This is a genomic window from Frankia sp. CgJB1, assembly GCF_977947065.1.
Genome location: NZ_CDWTNB010000056.1, coordinates 1 through 20703 on the forward strand (window position 1 = coordinate 1; position 20703 = coordinate 20703).

The window sequence follows — 20703 nt, forward strand, 5'->3', positions numbered from 1 at the left end:
CCCAAACACAGATCAAATGATCAACTTATTTAATGACGATCCCGGATGAGTGCATCGACTGCGGAGCCTGCGAGTCGGCCTGCCCGGTCGACGCGATCAAGAGTACCCGGATCGTGCCGGCGAGCGAGGCCGAGTTCATTACGGACGAAGCCCGGTTCTTCACCGCTATCCTGTCTGGTCGGGATGCTCCGATCGGTAATCCGGGCGGCGCCGGCAAGATCGGCCCGATCAGGGCGGACACCGCTTTCGTCGCGTCCTACAGACGCTAACGAGACAAGCCGCCGGCGAAGGCTGACGCGGCCACGGCGTCAGCGAGACCGCCGGCCTACGGCCGGTGCCCAGGACCCATCCCGTCCGGGCACCGGCCCTCTACATTTCGGGGCCGAATCAGGGGCCGGGGTCGAAGCAGAGTTCGGGGCCGGAGTCGGCTGGAGACGTTCCCGGCGTTCCCCGTACCGCGCCTGAATCGACGTGTCTCGACGGGTTTCCCGACGGGTAATGCCGACCGGTCGTGCCGTTGACCAGATGACCCGCCGCGGAATGCCGATTGACGAGAAAGCGGCGTGACAAAAATCCCGGAAAACGGCGTGCAGGCGTCATCACCAGGAGGCCGTCATCACCATGAGGCCGGAGACCATGACGGAAACCACATGGGCCCGGAACCGGGATCACTCCGGGCCGAGGCCGAGCCGGGCACAGTAACGCGGAATCCCCTGAGGGGATCAGGCCAGCCCTGACAGGCCTGATCCCCTCGCCCCCGAGCGTCCACCCGGCGACCGCCCATCGGTCCGGTTCGCCTCAGCCGTAGGTCTCATCCCAGCCGTAGGTCACCCGGCGGCGACCTACCCGGCCACCGTCCAGGAGTCGGCACCTTGGAGCAACGTCCGCAGGTCGCCTAGGCCGCCGGGCCGGACGGTCGCCAGCCTCTCCTGGAACAGCTGGTCGAACACGGGATGCGAGACCGACCGATAGACGCCGATCGGCGGCTCCGGAAACTCCGCCCGCGCCAGCTGGGCTAGGGCGTAAGCGTAGGTCGAGTTCTCCACCGTCGGATCGTGCACCACGACGCGGGAGTCACCGCTGTGCCCGACGGCCAGCTCCCCGGTGGCCGGGTCGCGGATCACGGCGTACTGCTCGTCCACGCCGAAGACCACCGGCATACCGGGCGAGAGCCGGATCGGCCCCTGCTCGCCCTTCGCCCCGGCGACCCCGGCGGCGCCGGCATCGGACCGCTTCGGCTGACGGGGAATCGCGTTGAACGTGGGGCAGCCTTGCCGGATCTCCACCAGCGCCGTTCCCTGGTGCGCCGCGGCGGCGGTGAGGGTGGCGGTGAGGTGGCGACGGTCCGAGTCGATCGTGCGGGCGACGAACGTCGCGCCGGCGCCGAGCGCGAGCGCAACCGGGTCGAACGGGTTGTCGAGCGACCCGTGGGGGCTCGACGGGCTGATCGTGCCGATCCTGGAGGTCGGCGAGTGCTGACCTTTCGTCAAACCGTAGATCTGGTTGTTGAACAACATGATCTTGAGGTTCACGTTGCGACGCAGCGCGTGGATAAGGTGGTTACCGCCGATCGACAGCGCGTCGCCATCACCGGTTACGACCCACACCGCCAGGTCCGGCCGGTTGATCGAGACTCCGGTCGCAAAGGACGGCGCCCGGCCGTGGATCGAGTGGATGCCGTAGGTGTCGAGGTAGTAGGGGAACCGCGAGGAGCACCCGATGCCGGACACGATCACGATGTTCTCAGGCGGGACGCCGAGGGCCGGCAGCAGACCCCGCATCGTCGAGAGGATGGCGTGGTCCCCGCAGCCGGGGCACCAGCGGACCTCGTTGCCGGTCATGTAGTCCTGCACGGTCAGCGCCGGCCGTCCCGCCGAGTCACCCGACGGTTCTCCGGATCCATCATTCAGCGAGATCATCGTCCTGCCCCCCCGGCCGTGCCGAGCTTCGAACCAAGGTGTGCGTTCAACCGGGCGCTCACGTCCCCGACCGGCTTCGAGGCCGCCTCCGCCGACGGCTCCTCGTCGATGCCCTGGATGATCCGGCTGATGACGGAGGTGAGCTCGGCCACCCGGAACGGCATGCCGCGGGTCTGGTTGTAGCCGACGGTATCGATCAGGCATTCTCGGCGCAGGAGTCCGGCGAGCTGCCCGAGGTTCATCTCGGGGACGAGCACGGTGTGGTACTCCGACAGCACCGAGGCCAGGTTCGCCGGCAGCGGGGCGAGATGGCGCAGGTGCGCCTGGGCGACCTTCATACCGTCGCGCCGCACCTGGCGGCAGGCTTCACCGATCGGCCCCCACGTCGAGCCCCATCCGATCACCAGCACATCGGCGCCGGATCCGGGCGACCCACTGGGATCATCGACTTCCAGGAGCGGCACGTCGATGTGATCGATCTTGGACTGTCGGGTGCGGACCAGCAGGTCGTGGTTGTCGGGGTCGTAGGAGACCGCGCCGGTCAGCTCGGCCTTCTCCAGACCACCGATGCGGTGTGTGAGCCCCGGGGTACCCGGGATCGCCAGCGGGCGGGCCAGCGTGATCGGGTCCCGCGCGTACGGCAGGAAGATCGGGTTACCGGCCTCGTCCATCCCGTTCGGGCCGGTGGCGAGATCGATCCCGATGCTGGGCAGCTCCGCCGTCTCGGGCACCCGCCACGGCTCGCTGCCGTTGGCGACGTAGGCGTCGGACAGCAGGATGACCGGGGTGCGGTAGGCCAGCGCGATCCGGGCCGCCTCCAGCGCGGCGTCGAAGCCGTCCGCGGGCGAACGCGCCGCGATCACCGGCAGCGGCGCCTCGCCGTGCCTGCCGTACAGGGCCTGGAGCAGGTCGGACTGCTCGGTCTTGGTCGGCAGACCGGTCGACGGCCCGCCGCGCTGCACGTTGACGACGACGAGCGGCAACTCCATGATCACCGCAAGACCGAGGGCCTCGGTCTTCAGGGCCATCCCGGGACCGGAGGTCACGGTCACGCCGAGCATCCCGGCGAAGGCCGCGCCGATCGCGGAGCCGATGGCGGCGATCTCGTCCTCGGCCTGGAAGGAGCGCACGTCGAAGGATGCGAGCGCGCTCAGTTCGTGCAGGATGTCGGAGGCGGGAGTGATCGGGTAGGCGCCGAGGAACAGCGGCATCCCGGCCTGCTGCGCGGCGGCGACCAGGCCGTAGGCGATCGCCTTGTTGCCCTTCATGTGCCGGTAGGTGCCGGCGGGCAGCTTGGCCGGCTTCACCTCGTAGGCGAGCGCGAAGGCCTCGGTGGTGTCGCCGTAGATCCACCCGGCCCGCAGCGCGGCGATGTTCGCGGCCTGCACGTCCGGCTTCGCGGCGAACCGCTTCTGCAGGTAGGCGATCGTGTCCTCGATGGGCTGGCTGAACATCCAGGACACCAGGCCGAGCGCGAACATGTTCTTCGTCCGGGCAGCGTCCTTGCGCTTCAGGTTGAACTCAGCGACGGCCGTGGCGGCGAGACCGGTGAGGTTGATCGCGTGCACGTGGTAGGCGTCCAGCGACCCGTTGGTCAGGGGATCGGCCTCGTAACCGGCCTTTTCCAGGCCCATCACCGTGAACGCGTCGGTGTCCACGATCAGGACCCCGCCGGGACGCAGCTCGGCGATGTTCGCCTTGAGCGCCGCGGGGTTCATGGCGACCAGAACGTCGGGCCGGTCGCCCGGGGTCCTGATGTCGTGGTCGGCGATGTGGAGCTGGTAGCTCGACACCCCGGCCACGGTTCCGGCTGGCGCCCGGATCTCCGCCGGGTAGTTCGGCAGCGTCGCCACGTCGTTGCCGCCCGCGGCGGCCTGGGCGCCGAACCGGTCACCGGTGAGCTGCATCCCGTCGCCGGAGTCACCGGCAAAACGGATCACCACGTGTTCCAGTTGCGTGACCCCCGGGTCGGGTCGTTCGGACAACTGTTCGGTTGGCATGGCGAAACCTCATCTCAACTTCTCGGCTACGCACGCCCGCGCCGGGCGAGCGGGACCGCGCGTGGCAACGCTGACAGCGCGGAAGCGGGGTCAGGGAAGCGCGGGGAACGGGTCAGGGATAGGCGGATCGGGGGGCGGGCACCTCGGGCATGCGCAGGGCCCGCGAGAACACCCGGTCGGTGGGGATCTCCTGCACCCGGAACTCGGTGGTGGGGCCGTCGAAGAGATCGTTCGATCGGTTCTGCTCCAGGGCACGCACGCGCAGCACCGCGCGAGCCACCGCGGCGGCGGCGGCGTGGATCTGGTCGACGGTGGTGAACCGGCCCACGCTGAACCGCAGGCTCTCCATGGCCGCCGTGGTCGACCGGCCCATCGCGGTGAGCACATGGGACGGCTCGGCGCCGCCACCGTGACAGGCGGAGCCCGCGGACACCGCCACGTCCGGCAGACAGGCCTGGACGGCGTCGGCGTCGGCACCGACAAACCGCAGGTTGATGGTGTTCGGCAGCCGGCATTCGCGGCCCCCGCCGCGCTCACTCGGCCCGTTGAGCTCGACGGCATCGACGCCGAGCCACTCGACGAGCAGATCGTGCAGCAGCTCGGTCTGGGCCCGCTGCCGCGGGGCCTCGTCCTCCATCACCGCGGCGGCAATCCGCGCCGCGGCGCCGAAGCCGACCACCCCGGCGGTGTTGACCGTGCCGGCGCGCAGGCCCCGTTCCTGCCCGCCGCCGTGGATCAGCGGTGCCAGCTGCGACCGGGCGTGCCGGCCGGCGATCAGCGCGCCGGTGCCCTTGGGCCCGTAGAGCTTGTGCGCGGACGCGACGGCGAGGTCGATGCCGGCATCCGCGACCGAAACCGGCATCCGGCCCAGCGTCTGGGTGATGTCGGCGAGGTAGAACGCCCCCGCCCCGTGGGCGAGCTCGGCGATGGGCCGCGGGTCGTTCAGCGTCCCGGTCTCGTTGTTCGCCGTCATCGCCGCCACCAGGGCGACCTTCGAGACGGAGGCCCCGAGGACCCCCCCGTTCCCCGCGATCGCGGAGCCCCCCGCGACGGCGGAACCGTCCCATACCGGTTGCAGCAGCGCGCGCAGGTGGTTGAGGTCGATCGTGCCGTCGGGATGAACCCGGATGGTCTGCACGATCGCCCCGTGCACCCGCGCCGCGGCCTCCGCCGCGGCGAGGACCGCCCGATGCTCGGTCGCTCCGACGAGCACGCGGCGGCAGGACGGCGGGGCGGTGGCCAGGACCCCGGCGATCGCCAGGTTGGCCGCCTCGGTCGCCCCGCTGGTGAAGATGACGTCACGCGGCTGGGCGCCGGCGAGGTTCGCCACGTCCCGCCGGGCTCCTTCGACGAGCCGGGCGACGGCCTGCCCGGCCGGGTGCGAGCTGGCCGGATTCGCGAAGTGGTCCCGCAGCAACGGCAGCATCGCCCGGACGACCTCCGGGTCGACCGGGGTCGTCGCGTTGTAGTCAAGATAGATCACGATGCGCCTCCAGAGCCGCAGTCCACGCAGGCGGGATCGCGCCGCGTCCGCGGCGTCCGCAGGTCCGTGTCCCACAGATCGAGGTGGATCAGCCGGCCGACCGCCGGCTCGGCGAATCCACCGGCGATCTTCAACGCCTCGGTCGCCGCCAGGCAGCCCACCGTTCCGGCGACCGCGCCGAGCACCGGGAAACCGAGGGGCTCCCAGGACGGGTCCCCCTCCGGGAACACACACCGCAGGCAGGGCGAACCCGGCCGGACCACCAGCAGATACGCCTCGGTGGCGTTCATCGCGGCGACGACCAGGGGGACCTGCGTCGCCAGGCACAGCCGGTTGAGCAGATACCGCTCGGGGAAGTTGTGCCGGGCGTCGACCACCACGTCCGCCTCGGCGATCAGACGGGGCAGGCTGGGATCGGTCAGATCCCGGTCCAGGGCGACGATCTCGACACCCGGGTGGTGTGCGCGCAGGGTGTCGGCCGCGCACACCACCCGGGCGTCGCCCACCCGGTCGGGCCGCATCAGGGTCTGCCGGTTGAGGTCCGGCTCCTCCAGAACGCCCGGATGGACCAGGATCAGCCGGCCGATGCCGGCGGCGGCCAGGTAGGTCGCCGCCGCTCCGCCGACCCCGCCTACCCCCGCCACCAGGACGGTCGCGCCGCTGAGCCGCCGCTGAGCGGACACTCCGAAGCCCGGGATACCCAACTGCCGCTCGTACCGTCGATGCGGGTCGAAGACGGACGGCGCCTGCCGACGGGATGGGTACGGTGCCGGCGGCCCGGCACAGATGGACCCCAGAAGACGCGGGTGGGAACGGAATCGGGCGGTGACCATCGGGCGCTCCCCGGGTTAGGCCGAACAGGTGATCAAGTAGTGCGCTGTCAGGACACCAGCGCGACCCGGCCGATCTCGGGCAGGACCTCCTTCAACCGGCTCTCGATGACGCCGGTCAGGGTCGCGGTGGCGCTGGAGCACCCGCCGCAGGCTCCGGTAAGGCGCAGGTGCACCTCCGCCGTCCCGGGCTCGCCGTTGCCGGCGAGGGTCGCGATGACCTCGGCGTCCCCGCCGTCTCCCCGCAGGAAGGGCCGGATCTCCTCCATGATCTCTTCGACCTGCTCGCGCAGGCGGGCGTCCGCGGCGGTGCGCTCGGTGGAGTCCGAGGCACCGAAGGACGTCCCGCAGCCGCAGGAGCTGGTCGCGTTCGGGTTATGGAAGGTGAACCCGGAGGAGGTCAGCGTCTCGGTGTAGTCCACGCGCAGCCCGCGCAGCAGGTGAACCATCGACGAGTGGACGACGACGTCGAAGCCGTCCTGGCCGACGACGACGTCCTCGGCCTCAGCGCCGGGGACGAGCGCCAGGTTGTAGATGAAGCCGGCGCAGCCACCGGGGTCGACGCCGATCCGCAGGCTGAACCCGCTCGTGCCGGGAGTCGAGGCGAGCAGGTGACGGACCTGCTTCACGGCCCGGTCGGTCAGTTCGACGGTGGGGGTGGTGGCGCTCATCGGACGGCAACCTCCGCTTCGGCACGATGTGCAACAAGGCGGGAGCCGACCTCGGCCACCGCCTTCTCGATCAGGTCGTAGAGCTCCACCGGTTCGATCCCGGCGTTCTCGAGCGCCTCGCGCGGCCCGATGCCGATCTTGCTGCACAACACCGCCGCGCAGTCGGACAGCATCGCGACCGTCTTGTCGAGCTTGGAGGCGTCCTCGTCGCAGTCCGACGGGCCGTTGCAGTAGCGGTCCACGTCGCGGGTCTGCACGAGCCGGGCCCAGCCCGGACCCCCCTCGTAGATCCAGAACTCGGTCGCGTGACCGAAGTGCTGGTTCACCACGCCGCTGCCCTTGGTCGCGACAGCGACGAGCACGACGTCCTCCGGGCGGGCGTTCCCCGGGCGGGCCCCGGCCGGGGTGCCCTCATCGGGGGATGCGCCCGGGCCGGAGGGAATGACCGCGCCGGTCGAGATGTTCAGCGCTCCCCGGGTGGCAGCAACCTCGGAGCGCCACCGTTCGATCTCGCTGTGCGTCTGCCGACGGCCTTCGAGGTCGTAGTCGATCTCACGGCCACGGAACGCCTCGGGGGTGAACTCCTCACCCCGGTCCTCACCGAGCAGGCCGACGGCGTCGGCGCGGCACTGCCGGCAGTGCCGCATCATGTTCATCTCGGCGCCGTCGTCCTGCTCGCAGCGGTCCTGCAGCGCCTTGAGCTCCTGCGGGGTGGGGCCGCGCTGCCCGGTCAGGCCGAAGTGGGTGCCGTGCTCGGGCGCCGACACCAGCGGCATCACGTTGTGCAGGAAGGCACCGAGCTCCTTGACCTTCCGGGAGACCTCGACGAGATGGTCATCGTTGACCCCGGGGATCATCACCGAGTTGACCTTGCAGAGGATCTTCCGCTCGGTGAGCATCGCCAGGCCCTCGAGCTGGCGCTCGGAGAGGATCCGGGACGCCTCCCGGCCGGTGTACCGCTTGCCGCGGAAGGCGATCCACGGGTAGATCCGCTCCCCGGCCTCGGGGACGATCATGTTGATCGTGATGGTGACGTGGTCGACGTTCAGCTCGGCGATGCGGTCGACGTGGTCCGGCAGGGTCAGCCCGTTGGTGGACAGGCAGAGCTTGATGTCCGGGCAGTCCCGGGCCACCAGTTCCATCGTCCGGAAGGTCGGCTTCGGGTTCGCCAGTGGGTCGCCGGGACCGGCGATCCCCAGCACGCTCATCTGCTTGATCTCGCTGGCCACCAGCTTGACCTTGGCGAGGGCGTCCTCGGGGGACAGCAGGGTGCTGGTGACGCCGGGACGGCTCTCGTTGGCGCAATCGAACTTGCGGTTGCAGTAGTTGCACTGGATGTTGCAACCCGGGGCGACCGCCACGTGCATCCGGGCGTAGTACTGGTGGGCCTCGGCGCTGTAACAGGGATGGTTGGCGATCTTCTCCGCAATCTCCGGGTCCCGCACCGGAGTGCTGGTGCCACAGCTGGACTTGCTCGCGCAGCCGGCGGCGGTGTCGGGCGCCAGCTCGGTGGCCTGCCGGGGGATCTCGCCTGCCAGGTCGGTGGGCAGCAGCGGCAGGCTGACGGGGGTTGCCTTCACGACCGCCCTTCCTTCCCCCGGGCGGTCGCCGTGCCGGTCGCCGGAGCGGTCGCAGAGGAGGTCGCGGTGGTCGCGGTGGTCGCCGCGGCGGGTGCGGCGGTGCCGGCGGCGACAGCCGCCGCCTGCTGCCACTGCTCGGGGGAGACGAGCTCACGTTCCAGCGCGCCGACGATGCGGCCGTGGTCGAACGCCACCGCGTACACGATGTGTTCCTGCAGGTAGAGGCCGACGTTGATGACCTGGCCACGGGTGCCGGCCTCGACGAGGATCTCACCGACAGCGATCGCCGGGTCCGGGTACGTGCCGTCGTTACGCAATGCCTTGACGGCGACCACGATGTCGCCGACGTCGTAGGTACTGTTCATCGGGTTCCACCCAGGTAGTCGGCGGACGTGGCGGCGTGGTGCGGCCAGGCGGACTGGGACGGCTCCACCGGGTCGGACGGCGCCGACGGCTGGGGCACCGTCGGGGCCAGCCGCTCGACGGTGATCGACGACGCGGGCACGAACGACTCCTGCGGCGCGTGGTCCTGCAGCACCTTGAACAGGCGATGGTCCAGGGCGGAGGCTGCGGTGAAGGCCTGGTAGGAGCGGACAAGCGCGTCGCGGTACTCCCGCAGCAGCTCCACCGGGTTCCCGACCTCGGTCCGGGTGTTGTGCAACTCGACCAGCTGGTTGGCGAAGTACCGGAGGATGTGCAGCCGGTTGACGGCCAGGACCCGCGGGTCGTAGTCGACGTCCAGCAGGGTGAAGTACTCCTCGGCGGTGGAACAGCGGCGGAAGTCCGCTAGCTGGCCGGCGGCCGTGCTCACGCTCATCGCGATGTCTCCTTCTCGAGCAGGCCCTCGAGGAGGGCGATCTCCGCATAGGCGTCGTAGGTCCGGCGGGCGACGTCGAGCAGGCCCTCCCAGCCGATCGGGAGGTCCTCGGCGAGGTCGTGCAGGTCGAGCTTGAGATGGGAGGCCCGGCTACGAAGCTTGCGCAGCCGCAGCTCGGTGTCGGCCGGGGCGCCCCCGGCCGGGGTGTCGGCGGCTTGGGCGTCAGGAGTCATCGCGGGCCACCTCGTTCCATCGTTCGATCTGCTTGGTCGCACCGGTCACCAGCGACTCGCCCCGGGCGGAGAGCTCGTCCATGGAGCCGAAGCCGAACCGCTGCACGTCCCGCAGCGCGTCGGAGAGGACGACGAGCCGCCCGGCACAAATGATCACGCGCCCGAACCCCTCGTGACTGAGGTCGAGCACGGTGGTGGTGAACGCCCCGGTCGCCTTCTCGGTGACCGCCGCGACCGCCTGGTAAAAGGAGCGCACCCGGCCCTCTACGGCGGCGTCGATGTCGCAGTTCACCGCGATCTCGCGGCGCTGCTCCCGAGTGACGATGAACGGGCGGAGCAGGTCCTCGTCGGAGAACCGTTCCAGTTGGCCGTAGGTGTCCCCGGCGCGCAGCTGGTCGACCAGGTCGCCGAGGAAACCGGTCTTCGCGGTCATGCCGCCGTCTCCCTTGGGCTTCAGGGCCGTGGCACCGCCGCGGGTCCAGGTCGCCGCCGGCTGCGGCTCGTGGGACCGCAGCACCTTGCGCAGCCAGGGCGGCGGATTGCCGGCCAGCGTCGAGGTGTAGCGGCGGAGCAGCTCGGGGATGGCGGTGCCCTTGACCACCTTCACCGGGTGAATCCGGGCCTTCACCACCTTCGCCGCGGCCGTCCCGCCGATGTCACTGATGTTGAGGATCGCGCAGTCCGAGACCGCGGCGAGCCTAGATTCGATCTTGTCCTGTTCGTCCGTCGGCGCCGCGTCGAGCGCGCGGGTCTCCAGGAACCTGGATCCCTCGGGGCTGACCTCGTACACGTCGAACCGTTGGCACCACCCGAAATGCTGATCCACAGCGGTGCCGTCGCTGGTCGCGAAGGCGATCTTCAACACGGAGACTCCTGGAACAGGTTGTCGAGTTGATCGGGTTCACCCGCGGAGCCGGGCTGGGTGGGGATCTCGGCCCGGTGGGCGGGTTGCCCATCCGCGCCGGGCACGGAGAACCTCCGCCCGGGACGGCGGTGCACGTGCTCGTGATCGAGTAGACGATTCGCGGCTTCGATGAGCAGGCGCAGGCTTCCGGCGTACCCGGCGGTACCGGCCAGCGCCGCGCCGAGCCGATCGAAGATCGGGAAGCCGACGGGCAGGTGCGCGGCACCGATCCGGTCGGCGACCTCGCGGGCATGGCTGGAACCGAGGACGAGGTGCGCACCGCCCGCCCGGGCCCGTTCGGCGAGGTCGGTCAGATCGCCGACGACGACCTCGTCCCAGGGCGCGTCCGCGAGGACCGGCGCGCCGGTCGGGGACACCGCCGCCACAACCTCGGCCCCGACGTCGTGCAGCAGGGAACCGACGGCGACCAGGGTCTCCGGCTCCATTGCCAGCGCGACCCGGGCGCCACCGAGGACGAAGTGCGTATCGAGCAGACCGTCGGCGAGCCGGGCCCGGGCCTGCCGGACCCGGGTCGGCGCGGACGCTCCAGTGAGTTCGATCAGCTCGGTGACCAGGGCGTCCATCTCCGTCAGCCCGCTGAGATAACGGTGGCGGAAGATCCGGGCGCCGGTCCGGGCGGCGAGCAGGTCACCGGCCGCCGCCGCGGTCGCACCCGCGACGAGCACGGCCCGCGACCGACCGAGGGCCCGCAGCCGCGCGAGCCCGGTGCCGCCGGTCGTCGTGGGCTGCCAGGCGGGGGCCAGGTGCCCGTCCACCGATCCGGACAGGTCGGGGACGAGTACCGGGTTGAGCCCGAACGCGCGAATCAGCTCACCGAGCTCGTCGAGGTCGGCCGCCGTCAGGGATGGGCCGACCAAGACTGCGAGCTGGCGCGGATCCAGATCGCCATCGTCCGCCGCCGCCACCCGCCGGGCGGCGGACCCCAGAGACCTGGCGGACCCAGCAGCCTCGGCGGACCCAGCGGTAGTGAGATGCGTTACGGGAGCGCTGGCCGCGATGAAGGCGGTGCGCCCGGTAAAATATTTCGCTTCGGAAGGCTCCGTTTCGGAATGCTCTGCCGGCACCACCGCTCGGACCAGCGCCTCCAACGCGGCCGACCAACCGTCGGACAGCCCACCGATGAAGTCCGGGGTGGAGACCCCGACGATCAGCGGGGCCCCGCCGGGGGCGGAGTCGTTCGCCCCCGCCTCCGACCCGCTCGAGTCGGTCTCGTCCCAGGCCGAGAGGTACTTGCGCAGCTGGCCGCCGACGTCTTCGCCGCTGACCTCGGTGATTCCTGTGGTGAGCAGGCCGATAATCTCCGGCCGCTGCTTCTTCCGGATGGCATCGAGCGTCTCCACCATCGCCTCACCACTGCCGAGGACCGCGGTCACCTCGGTGATCGCGGTGGTCTGCAGCGGGATCGGCTCGTTGAAATGCCGGGTGAGCAGGGCCTTGGCGAACGACGCGCACCCCTGCGCACCATGCATGATCGGCAGCGAGCCGGCGAGGCCCAGGAAGACCAGCGCACCCCCGAGCGGCTGGCTGTGCTTGAGCGGGTCGATCGCCGCCTGCCGCTCTCCGGTCACGACCTCGGCCATCAGCGGGCTCCAACCAGGTCCCAGGGAGCGGGCCGGCTGACCTGCTCCCAGACCGGGCTCGCGATCGCCATGTCGAGGCGCCGGGCGAGCTCGACCATCCCGGTGTAGCCGGCGTAGGGGATGTGCCGCTCCTGGTTGATATCGAGGAACGGCAGCCGGCCCTTCAGCGCGGTGTACTGGTTGCGGCCGCCGGCGACGAGGATGTCCGCCCCGGTCTGCTCGGCGACCCGCAGCAGCTCGCGCGGACTGCCCTCTTTGATCATCTTTGCGTCGCCGAGCAGCTCGCGGATCTTGTCCACGTCGCCGTCGGAGCTCTTGGTGATGCCGCTGCCGACCACCTCGATGCCGAGGTCCTGCAGCGCGGACACGATCGACCAGCTCTTGACCCCGCCGGTGTAGAGCACCGCCTTGCGCCCGGCGAGCCTGCGCCGGTACGGCTCAAGTGCGACGGCGACGGCCGCCTCCTCGACAGCGATGAGCTCCTCCGTGCGGCGGGAGAGCTCGTCGTCCTCGAGCAGGCGGGCGAAGCCGCGCAGGGTGTCGCCCATCGCCCGGGTGCCGTAGAAGCTGCCCTCGAACCACGGGATCCCGTAACGTTCCTGCAGGCCACGGGCGAGTCCGAGCAGCGCGCGCGAGCAGACCACCATCGTCGCCCTGGCCCGATGGGCCGCGGCGACGTCACGGTAGCGGGCATCACCGCTGATGCACGCCTGCACCCGGAGGCCCAGCCGGGACAGCAGCGGCAGGACGTCCCACAACTCCCCGGCGATGTTGTACTCACCGATCAGGTTGACGTCCCGGTCGGTGGTGAGCTCCGGCTCGACGGTGCCGATCACGTGGTCGAGCAGGGCCTGGCCGGCGAGCCGGTTGCCGAGGTTCTTGCTGCCAACGAACCCGGGCGAGTGGATCGGGGTCACCGGCACCCCGGACTCGGCGGCGGCCGCCGCGCACACCGCGTCAAGATCGTCTCCGATCATCGCGGTAACGCAGGTCGAATAGACGAAGACCGCTGGCGGCGAGTGCCGCTCGACGACCTCCAGGATGGTGTCGAACAGGCGCTGTTCCCCCCCGAGCACCACGTCGTTCTCGGCCATGTCGGTGGTGAAGCCGTGCCGGTAGAGCACCGGCCCGGACGACAGGCTGCCCCGGCCGTCCCACGAGTTGCCCGCGCAACCGATCGGGCCGTGGACCACGTGAGCGCAGTCGGCGATCGGGACGAGGGTGATCATGGCTCCGTCGAAGGCACAACCTCCGGAAGTGCCCCCGGGCTTGGGTTTGGGACAACCCGCCTTGCGGGCCTTGGTGGTCTTGGCGTTGTTGTGGTTACAGGCCGGTTCGGTGAACAGCGCGACGCGTTCTGTGGCTGCCATGGGCCATCCTCGGAAGGACGCGGTTCTACGGGCACGGTTCTTGAAAGAGGTGGGACGGGGGCGTGGGGTCGATCGATCCGGGAGGTGATCGATCGACCCCACGGCGGGGTGGTCGGCCGGTCGCAGGGAGCGCGGTGGGCGCGGCCGGCCGACCACGTTCAGATCCGGCCGGGAGCCGGACCGACCACAGTTGTGCCCGGTCGGACGCTCAGCGGACGACGTCGAAGCTGTGGTCGGGGCTGGTGCGGTCCAGCTCGTCGAGCACCGTGTTGACGAGCTGGGTGAGCAGGTACAGACCGCCGGTGTAGCCGACGATCGGGAAGCGGTGCAGGTGGTGCCGATCGAAGATCGGAAAACCGACCCGGACCAGCGGCACGTTCGCCTCCCGGGAGATGTACTTCAGGTACGAGCTCCCGATGAGCAGGTCGACCGGCTCGGTAAAGACCAGCGACCGCAGGTGCCAGAGGTCCTTGCCCGGCCAGACGGTCGCCTCCTCGCCGAACTTGCTGGTCGAGAGGACCTTCTCCAGCCTGGGCGCGAAGGAGTTGTCGGCGTTCGTGCTCAGCAGGTGGACCGGGATCATCCCGAGTTCGAGGGCGAAGCCGGTCATCGCGATGACGAGGTCAGGGTCACCCGCGATGGCGACCCGCTTGCCGTGCAGATAGGCATGCGAGTCGGTGAGCGCGTCCACCAGGCGGCCACGCTCGGCGGTGAGCTCGGCCGGGATCTCGACCTCCGCCAAGCGGGCCACCTCGGTCAGGAAGCGGTCGGTGTTCTTCACCCCGATGGGGGTCTCGAGCACCACCGTCTCCTGCTTCCACCCGTCCCGGACGAACTCCGTCGTCTTGCGGGTGGTGGTCTCCTGAAGCATCACGGTAGCGCGGCTGAACCGAGCTGTGGCGGCCTCGGCGAGCGGGGTACCACCTGGGTAGAGCTCGTACTCACCCGTCGCCGGCGAGTCCAGGGAGCTGCTGTGGTCGCCCAGGATCAGGGGGTCGACACCCATCAGCTCGAGGATGCGGCGGTACTCGCGGTGGTTGCCGACGTAGGTCTCGAAGCCGGGCACGATGTTCAGCCGGGGCTTCCCGGGGGACTCGACCTTGTCGGCGTCCGCCGTCTTGCCCAGGAGGTCCAGGATGCCCTTGAGCATGCTGTCGTAGCCGGTGAGGTGTGAGCCCACGAAGCTCGGCGTGTGCGCGTACGGCACCGGGTAGTCGGCGGAGATCGCGCCCCTGTCCCGCGCCGCGCCGATGTAGGCGAACAGATCCTCCCCGATCACCTCGGCCATGCAGGTGGTGCTGACCGCGACCATCTTGGGCTTGTACAGGGTGGTCGCGTTCTCGAGCGCCTCGACCAGGTTGTTCAGCCCGCCGAAGACGGCGGCGTCTTCGGTCATCGACGAGGATGCCGCCGGGACGGGCTCCTTGAAGTGCCGGGCGAAGTGGCTGCGGAAGTAGGCGACGCAGCCCTGCGAGCCGTGCACCAGGGGCATGGTGCCCTCGAAGCCGAGGCCCGCCAGGACCGCGCCGAGCGGCTGGCACGCCTTGGCCGGGTTGACGGTCAGCGCCTCCCGGGCGAAGTTCTTCTCCCGGTACTCCCAGCCGCGGGTCCACTCCAGGACCCGGGCTACCTCGGCGGCGTCGCTGCCGTTCTCGAACTCGCGCTTGCCCTCGAACTGCTCCTGGTAGACCTCGTCCTTGAACAGCTCGCTGTGGTCGAGGACCCGCAGCGGGACGGAACTGTTTGTTTCCGGAGTCGTCGTCACCGGACATCCTCCCTTCTACCGTGGCTGATGACTGCCGGCTACCGCCGGCGGGAGCCGGACCGGCTGGTCAGAACACCTCTCCGGCCTTCGACCAGGGGGTCTCCAGGAGGTCCCAGGTCGGGCTGTTGATCGCAATGTCCATGTCACGGGCGAAGACCGCGAAGCCGTCCACGCCGTGGTATGGCCCGGAGTAGTCCCAGGAGTGCATCTGGCGGAAGGGGACGCCCATCTTGTGGAAGACGTACTTCTCCTTGACGCCCGCGCCCATCAGGTCCGGCTTGAGCCGCTTGGCGAACTCCTCCAGCTCGAAGGCCGTCGGGTCGTCGTAGAGGACCACGCCCTCCGCGAGAGCGGGGTAGGTACGGGTGTAGTCGTCCTTGTGCGCGAACTCGTAGCCGGTGCCGACGACCTCCATGCCGAGGTCCTCGTAGGCACCGATGGTGTGCCGGGGCCGTAGTCCGCCGACCGCGAGCATGACCCGCTTGCCTTCCAGGCGCGGCCGGAAGGCGTTCGTGATCTCGTCGAATCGGACCTGGTAGCGGGCGATCGCCGCCTCGGTCTTCTGCTTGATCTCGTCGTCGAAGAAAGCCGCGATCTTCCGCATCGAATCGACGATCTTGGTGGGACCGAAGAAGTTGAACTCGGTCCACGGAGTGCCGTAGCGCTCCTCCATGGTTGTGCAGATGTAGTTCATCGACCGGTAGCAGTGGATCAGGTTCAGCTTCGACAGGTGCGTCGAGGCCATCTCGTTGATCGTGCCGTCACCGGACCACTGGGCGATGACCCGCAGGCCCATCTCCTCCAGGATCTTCCGGGAGGCCCAGGCGTCGCCGCCGATGTTGTAGTCGCCGATGAGCGCGACGTCATACGGCGTCTGCTTGAAGGTGTTCCCGCCGGTGCCCAGCACGTGGTCGCGGACCGCGTCGTTGGCGATGTGGTGGCCGAGGGACTGGCTGACCCCGCGGAACCCCTCGCAGCGCACCGGGACGACTGGCAGCTCGAGCTTCTTCGAGGCCTTGCGGGAGACCGCCTCGATGTCATCACCGATCAGACCAATCGGGCACTCGGACTGGACCGAGATCCCCTTGGCCAGCGGGAACAGCTCGGTGATCTCGTCGCAGACCGTCTCTAGCTTCGGGTCACCGCCGAAGACGATGTCCTTCTCCTGGAAGTCGGTCGTGAACTGCATCGCGGCAAAGTTGTTCACACCCCAGGGGCCGCGGGCGTAGTTGCGCCGGGTGGCCCAGGAGTACTGGCCACAGCCGACCGGGCCGTGGCTGATGTTGACGATGTCCTTGACCGGGCCCCACACCACGCCCTTGGAACCGGCGTAGGCGCAGCCGCGGATCGTCATGACCCCCGGGCGGGATTTGATGTTGGACTTGACCTCGCACTCCTTCGACCCATCGGGGTCGTTGGCCTTGAGGTGCTTGGCGCGGAACTTGGCCGTCTTCGCGGGGTAGTTCGACAGCACCTCGGCGATCATCGCCTCGGTCTCGGCCTTGATAGGTGCCGGCGTCGTCGTCATGGTCGGGACCTCATCCTCGACGGAGTCGGAGCAGGTGACAGGGTCAGGCGACAGCGGCGGCCTTGCCGATGATGGTCTCGTCCTCCTGCTCCATGATCCCGAAATCGATGAGGAGCTCCTCGAGCTCGTCCATGGTGATCGGCGTCGGGATGGTCTTCATGTCGTTGTCGACGATCTTCTTGGCGAGCTGCCGATACTGGTCGGCCTGCTCGTTCTTCGGGTCGTACTCGATGACCGTCATCCGGCGCAGCTCGGCGTGCTGCACGACGTTGTTACGCGGGATGAAGTGGATCATCTGGGTGTTGAGCCGGCGGGCGAGCTCGATGATCAGATCGTCCTCGCGGTCGGTGTTACGGCTGTTGCAGATGAGCCCGCCGAGCCGGACACCGCCGGAGTGCGCGTACTTGAGGATGCCTCGGGCGATGTTGTTCGCCGCGTACATCGCCATCATCTCGCCGGAGGTGACAATGTAGATCTCCTGCGCCTTGCCCTGGCGGATCGGCATCGCGAACCCGCCGCAGACGACGTCACCGAGGACGTCGTAGGTGACGAAGTCGAGGTCCTCGTAGGCGCCGGCTTCCTCCAGGTAGCTGATGGAGGTGATGACACCGCGGCCGGCGCAGCCCACACCGGGCTCCGGGCCGCCGGACTCGACGCACCTGATGCCCCACTGGCCCTCGACCAGGACCTCGTCGAGCTCTAGGTCCTCGACCGAGCCCTTCTCGGCGGCCAGCTGAATGACGGAGGTCTGGGCCTTGGAGTGCAGGATGAGCCGGGTCGAGTCGGCCTTGGGGTCGCAGCCAACGATCATGATCTTCTTGCCCATCTCGGCCATCGCCGCCATGGTGTTCTGCTGGGTGGTGGACTTGCCGATACCACCCTTGCCGTAGAACGCGATCTGGCGCATGCGGTGTTCCTCCTCGGAACGGTTGCCCAGCACAGGGGGCACCGGTGCCACGACCACGCCGATCGGGCAGGTCGGGCCGCTGGGCCCCTGGGCTGGAGTCGTGCCGCCGGCCGGGTTTGGCCAGGACATCGGCACAACCGTTAGTTGTTGATCGACCCCGTTGCGTCTGCCAGCCGGGTCCGGTCCCTGCCGGACCAGGCCTAGGACGGCGGGGCCTCCACCCGGGGGGCCGGCACTTCGGCCCGCCCGAGAAGTTCCTGGAAGTCACGGCCGTGCAGGCCGCGCTTCGTCTGGGTCGCCGTGGCCCGGACCCGCTCAAGCAGCGGCTCGATCTCGCTGTCGTCGGCGGTGATGCCGTACTGGGCCAGCGCGTGACGCACCGAGGCCCGGCCGCTGTGCTTCCCGAACGCGAGCCGCCGTTGCCCGCCTACTTCGGCGGGGTCGAACGGCTCGTAGGTCGACGGGTGTCGCAGCACGCCGTGGACGTGGATCCCCGACTCGTGCGCGAACACCGACTCACCGACCACCGCCTTGCCCACCGGCAGCGGGCGGCAGGCGGCCCGGGCCACCATCCGCGCGAGCCTGCGGAACGAGGTGGTGTCCAGGTCCACCGGCACCTTCAACAGGTGCCGCAGGGCCATCGCCACCTCCTCCAGCGGGGCGTTGCCGGCCCGCTCCCCCAGACCCAGCACCGTGGTGCTAACCCAGATGAATCCGGCCTGAACCGCGGCGATGGTGTTCGCGGTCGCCAGACCGAAGTCGTCGTGGGCGTGGATCTCCCACTCCCCCGGGACCGCCTGGACCAGCCGGCCGAGCCGGGTGTAGGCGCTGACCGGGTCCAGCAGACCGACCGTGTCGGCCCAGCGGATCCGGGTGGCACCCCACTCGCGCAGCTCGCCGGCCAGCTCGATGACGAAGTTGTCGTCCGCGCGGGAGGCGTCCTCCAGGCCGACGCTAAACCGCAGCCCGCGGTCAGCCGCGTCGAAGACGCAGTCGCGGATGCGGCGCCGCGCCCATCCCCGGTCCCGGCCCAGCTTGCTCTTCAGATGCAGGTCGGAGACGGGAATGGTTAGGTGCGCAGTGACAATTCCGCAGGACAGCGCGGCATCGATGTCGCGGCGGTCGGCCCGGCACCACGCCACCACGCCGGCCTGAGGCTGCGTCGCGAGGATCTCCCGCAGGACATCCCGTTCGGCGGGTCCCATGGCAGGTATTCCGGCCTCGATCTGGTGTACGCCGATGGCGTCCAGAGCAGCGGCGATGGCAAGTTTCTCGGCTGCGGTGAATGCCACCCCAGGCGCCTGCTCGCCGTCGCGCAGGGTGGTGTCGCAAAACCTGACCGGCGCGGCCGGCTCGACCGTAGGCGTGGATGAGCTGGGAAAACGGGGACCGGGCACTGTCATCACCAGCCGTCGATCGAGAACAGAAGGCCATGGGCTCGCCCCGAACAGTGGTTCTCCGTTTGTCCGGTGGCGACACGAAGAACACTAGGAGCCGTTTATTTCAGCCCTGCAAACCCCGGTAACTTCGGCGTTAACAGGTATTCCGTCTGGATGACTGGAAGCTTCTCCAGAAAAATACCCCGAAAGATATTCGCAAAGAAAAATCTTTAATTAAAATTTTCCTGGAAACTTTCCCTCGTGGCGCCGCCCACATAGCTCCGGGCGCGCCGCCGAAGTGGTCCGGAGCACACGGTACGCCAGGAAGATCGCCCGACTACGGGGATCCCCCGATCCGCCGGAGCGGTGTAGATGACGGTAGCAAACGCCCCGTGCAGATGAGATGTTATCGGAACATTCGAACAAGAGTTTCAGCGAGGTACCTGCCGTGTTACGTACAGATGTCGGCGCTATCGATGCTGGTCACGGCGGATGAACAAGATGACTCACATTCATGTTGGCAGCTTCCCGGCCGCCGCGCGATCCCGATCATCAGGATTAACTTTTTCGAAACCGACAAGGTCCGTCGTGGGTGGACCTCACCCGGAGAGTCGGTTATCTTATGGATAACAGTTATTTTCCGCCGGGCGACGCCGGGCGACGCCGACCTGGCAGCACGCAGTGCTTTCCTATGGAGAGCGGAAGGAGCTGGGCGTGTCGGTTCGCGTATACGTGGAGCACTTGGGTTGCCAGTCGGGATGGTAGAGATGACGGACACGCAGATGGTCGGCGTGCCGTCCGACCCGCCGGGGACGTGGGAGGACCTGCGTGCGACCGTAGTAGGCAACAACGGTGTCTTCCGGATCAACATGGGGACACTGCGGGAGATCGGCGGCTATGGCCGGTTGGGTACCAACGTGCGGCAGATCCTGAGCCGGAACCTCGCCGGCATCGGTCTCGGGCACCTGCCCACGGAACTACCGTCCTACCAGGACAAAGAGGTTCTGCTCTTCCAGTTCGGCACACCGGCGGCAGAGATCGTCGAGGCGGTCCGGGAGGGCGCCTCCGACGGAGCTGAATCCGCGCTGATCAGGCTGAACTCCTCGCAGGACATCGCGAAGGTGCGCGACGCCTCACTCAAGGCTGTCGAGCTCCTCTCGATTCTGAACGACCGCTGCCGGGACTGCATGCGCCCGCTGCATTAAGCGACCGGTGGTCGTCACGCCTACGTTTGATCATGGCCGCGAACCACGGCGTGGGAACGACGGCGACAAAGCGTCATCGTGGCGACGGCGCTGTCCCGCTTCACCCATGCCATCGCCCAGTGGAAGTGGCCATGTCGTGGCGGACAGTCGTGGCTGGCGGCACGGACCGGGACGGCGGGCGGCGTTTTCCAACGCCGCCCGCCGTCTTCGGCGTTGAACTCGCCGTTGTGCTCGGCATTGAACGCCATGAGACGATGCACCATCGATCGAGTCCCGCATCGCCGGGACGGCTCCCACATTCGCGGAGCGCACTTGCATTCGCCGGAACGCACCTGCACTGTCGGCCTGCCCCCGCATTTACCCGGCGCCCCGCATTGTTGTTGAGCGCCCGCTTTCACCGGACTCCGCTGCATTTGCATTTAGCGCCCGGAACAGGCGTGGATGCCCTCGGTAGCCACCCGCTCCGGAGTCCCGTAGCCGTGGCGTCGGGGGTGGAGTCAGGCCTCAATGC

Annotated in this window: 19 protein-coding genes and 1 pseudogene; 2 read left to right on the forward strand and 18 right to left on the reverse strand. The window is 69.0% G+C overall.

Annotated elements, in window-relative coordinates; genetic code table 11:
- Positions 1-32: 32 nt before the first annotated feature.
- Positions 33-269: a 4Fe-4S dicluster domain-containing protein gene (locus AC08OT_RS08810; RefSeq protein ID WP_476595516.1), complete on the forward strand. Its 237-nt coding sequence runs from the start codon at positions 33-35 to the stop codon at positions 267-269.
- Between the two features lie 573 nt (positions 270-842).
- Here AC08OT_RS08810 and AC08OT_RS08815 read toward each other — a convergent pair.
- From AC08OT_RS08815 to nifV, 17 genes and pseudogenes are all read right to left on the reverse strand, one after another.
- A complete protein-coding gene (locus AC08OT_RS08815) occupies positions 843-1919 on the reverse strand; it encodes a 2-oxoacid:ferredoxin oxidoreductase subunit beta (protein ID WP_476594397.1) in 1077 nt (358 codons plus the stop codon).
- Positions 1916-3919: a 2-oxoacid:acceptor oxidoreductase subunit alpha gene (locus AC08OT_RS08820; RefSeq protein ID WP_476594396.1), complete on the reverse strand. Its 2004-nt coding sequence runs from the start codon at positions 3917-3919 to the stop codon at positions 1916-1918. Before AC08OT_RS08820 ends, AC08OT_RS08815 begins: the two co-directional genes overlap by 4 nt.
- A gap of 112 nt (positions 3920-4031) precedes the next feature.
- Complete coding sequence (locus AC08OT_RS08825; protein WP_462186733.1) at positions 4032-5402, reverse strand: cysteine desulfurase family protein; 1371 nt, start codon at positions 5400-5402, stop codon at positions 4032-4034.
- Positions 5399-6235, reverse strand: a complete 837-nt coding sequence (locus tag AC08OT_RS08830; protein ID WP_476602709.1) for a HesA/MoeB/ThiF family protein — start codon at positions 6233-6235, stop codon at positions 5399-5401. Before AC08OT_RS08830 ends, AC08OT_RS08825 begins: the two co-directional genes overlap by 4 nt.
- A gap of 47 nt (positions 6236-6282) precedes the next feature.
- Positions 6283-6903 carry an iron-sulfur cluster assembly accessory protein gene (locus AC08OT_RS08835; RefSeq protein WP_476593141.1) on the reverse strand — a complete coding sequence of 207 codons (621 nt, stop codon included), beginning with the start codon at positions 6901-6903 and terminating at the stop codon, positions 6283-6285.
- Positions 6900-8483, reverse strand: a complete 1584-nt coding sequence (nifB, locus tag AC08OT_RS08840) for a nitrogenase cofactor biosynthesis protein NifB (RefSeq protein WP_476593142.1) — start codon at positions 8481-8483, stop codon at positions 6900-6902. The genes AC08OT_RS08835 and nifB overlap by 4 nt, the downstream gene beginning before the upstream one ends.
- A complete protein-coding gene (locus AC08OT_RS08845; protein ID WP_476593143.1) occupies positions 8480-8848 on the reverse strand; it encodes a nitrogen fixation protein NifZ in 369 nt (122 codons plus the stop codon). The genes nifB and AC08OT_RS08845 overlap by 4 nt, the downstream gene beginning before the upstream one ends.
- The gene (gene nifW, locus AC08OT_RS08850; protein ID WP_476593144.1) at positions 8845-9300 is read right to left on the reverse strand and encodes a nitrogenase-stabilizing/protective protein NifW; all 456 of its coding nucleotides are present in this window, start codon (positions 9298-9300) and stop codon (positions 8845-8847) included. The genes AC08OT_RS08845 and nifW overlap by 4 nt, the downstream gene beginning before the upstream one ends.
- Positions 9297-9533, reverse strand: coding sequence for a CCE_0567 family metalloprotein (locus AC08OT_RS08855; RefSeq protein ID WP_476593145.1), 237 nt, complete (start codon positions 9531-9533; stop codon positions 9297-9299). Before AC08OT_RS08855 ends, nifW begins: the two co-directional genes overlap by 4 nt.
- A complete protein-coding gene (locus AC08OT_RS08860) occupies positions 9523-9966 on the reverse strand; it encodes a NifX-associated nitrogen fixation protein (protein WP_476593152.1) in 444 nt (147 codons plus the stop codon). The genes AC08OT_RS08855 and AC08OT_RS08860 overlap by 11 nt, the downstream gene beginning before the upstream one ends.
- A 6-nt stretch (positions 9967-9972) precedes the next feature.
- Positions 9973-10398 (reverse strand): annotated as a pseudogene (gene nifX / locus AC08OT_RS08865) (nitrogen fixation protein NifX); the annotation flags it as partial.
- Entirely contained in the window at positions 10392-12038 is a 1647-nt protein-coding gene (locus tag AC08OT_RS08870) for a nitrogenase component 1 (protein ID WP_476593146.1), read from the reverse strand. The pseudogene nifX and the gene AC08OT_RS08870, both read right to left, overlap by 7 nt.
- Complete coding sequence (gene nifE / locus AC08OT_RS08875) at positions 12038-13408, reverse strand: nitrogenase iron-molybdenum cofactor biosynthesis protein NifE (RefSeq protein WP_476593147.1); 1371 nt, start codon at positions 13406-13408, stop codon at positions 12038-12040. The genes AC08OT_RS08870 and nifE overlap by 1 nt, the downstream gene beginning before the upstream one ends.
- Positions 13409-13616: 208 nt before the next feature.
- The gene (gene nifK / locus AC08OT_RS08880; RefSeq protein ID WP_476593148.1) at positions 13617-15173 is read right to left on the reverse strand and encodes a nitrogenase molybdenum-iron protein subunit beta; all 1557 of its coding nucleotides are present in this window, start codon (positions 15171-15173) and stop codon (positions 13617-13619) included.
- A gap of 67 nt (positions 15174-15240) precedes the next feature.
- Positions 15241-16701, reverse strand: coding sequence for a nitrogenase molybdenum-iron protein alpha chain (gene nifD / locus AC08OT_RS08885; protein WP_462186746.1), 1461 nt, complete (start codon positions 16699-16701; stop codon positions 15241-15243).
- Positions 16702-16744: 43 nt separating this feature from the next.
- Positions 16745-17608 (reverse strand): nitrogenase iron protein, encoded by an 864-nt coding sequence (gene nifH, locus AC08OT_RS08890; RefSeq protein ID WP_476593153.1) that lies wholly within the window; start codon positions 17606-17608, stop codon positions 16745-16747.
- Positions 17609-17808: 200 nt separating this feature from the next.
- Positions 17809-19014, reverse strand: coding sequence for a homocitrate synthase (nifV, locus tag AC08OT_RS08895; RefSeq protein WP_476593149.1), 1206 nt, complete (start codon positions 19012-19014; stop codon positions 17809-17811).
- Positions 19015-19754: 740 nt separating this feature from the next.
- Here nifV and AC08OT_RS08900 point away from each other — a divergent pair.
- Positions 19755-20192, forward strand: a complete 438-nt coding sequence (locus tag AC08OT_RS08900; RefSeq protein ID WP_476593150.1) for a hypothetical protein — start codon at positions 19755-19757, stop codon at positions 20190-20192.
- Positions 20193-20212: 20 nt separating this feature from the next.
- Here the strand turns inward: AC08OT_RS08900 and AC08OT_RS08905 are convergent, their stop codons facing one another.
- The gene (locus tag AC08OT_RS08905; protein ID WP_476593151.1) at positions 20213-20440 is read right to left on the reverse strand and encodes a hypothetical protein; all 228 of its coding nucleotides are present in this window, start codon (positions 20438-20440) and stop codon (positions 20213-20215) included.
- Positions 20441-20703: the final 263 nt, after the last annotated feature.

Excerpts from the sequence above, each read along its gene's own strand:
- nifD (WP_462186746.1), bottom strand. The coding sequence starts at position 16,701 with ATGACGACGACGCCGGCACCTATCAAGGCCGAGACCGAGGCGATGATC.
- AC08OT_RS08905 (WP_476593151.1), bottom strand. The coding sequence starts at position 20,440 with ATGGCGTTCAATGCCGAGCACAACGGCGAGTTCAACGCCGAAGACGGC.
- nifW (WP_476593144.1), bottom strand. The coding sequence starts at position 9,300 with ATGAGCGTGAGCACGGCCGCCGGCCAGCTAGCGGACTTCCGCCGCTGT.
- AC08OT_RS08830 (WP_476602709.1), bottom strand. The coding sequence starts at position 6,235 with ATGGTCACCGCCCGATTCCGTTCCCACCCGCGTCTTCTGGGGTCCATC.
- AC08OT_RS08855 (WP_476593145.1), bottom strand. The coding sequence starts at position 9,533 with ATGACTCCTGACGCCCAAGCCGCCGACACCCCGGCCGGGGGCGCCCCG.
- AC08OT_RS08870 (WP_476593146.1), bottom strand. The coding sequence starts at position 12,038 with ATGGCCGAGGTCGTGACCGGAGAGCGGCAGGCGGCGATCGACCCGCTC.
- AC08OT_RS08860 (WP_476593152.1), bottom strand. The coding sequence starts at position 9,966 with ATGACCGCGAAGACCGGTTTCCTCGGCGACCTGGTCGACCAGCTGCGC.
- AC08OT_RS08820 (WP_476594396.1), bottom strand. The coding sequence starts at position 3,919 with ATGCCAACCGAACAGTTGTCCGAACGACCCGACCCGGGGGTCACGCAA.
- nifH (WP_476593153.1), bottom strand. The coding sequence starts at position 17,608 with ATGCGCCAGATCGCGTTCTACGGCAAGGGTGGTATCGGCAAGTCCACC.
- AC08OT_RS08835 (WP_476593141.1), bottom strand. The coding sequence starts at position 6,903 with ATGAGCGCCACCACCCCCACCGTCGAACTGACCGACCGGGCCGTGAAG.
- AC08OT_RS08810 (WP_476595516.1), top strand. The coding sequence starts at position 33 with ATGACGATCCCGGATGAGTGCATCGACTGCGGAGCCTGCGAGTCGGCC.
- nifE (WP_476593147.1), bottom strand. The coding sequence starts at position 13,408 with ATGGCAGCCACAGAACGCGTCGCGCTGTTCACCGAACCGGCCTGTAAC.
- AC08OT_RS08900 (WP_476593150.1), top strand. The coding sequence starts at position 19,755 with ATGACGGACACGCAGATGGTCGGCGTGCCGTCCGACCCGCCGGGGACG.
- AC08OT_RS08815 (WP_476594397.1), bottom strand. The coding sequence starts at position 1,919 with ATGATCTCGCTGAATGATGGATCCGGAGAACCGTCGGGTGACTCGGCG.
- AC08OT_RS08845 (WP_476593143.1), bottom strand. The coding sequence starts at position 8,848 with ATGAACAGTACCTACGACGTCGGCGACATCGTGGTCGCCGTCAAGGCA.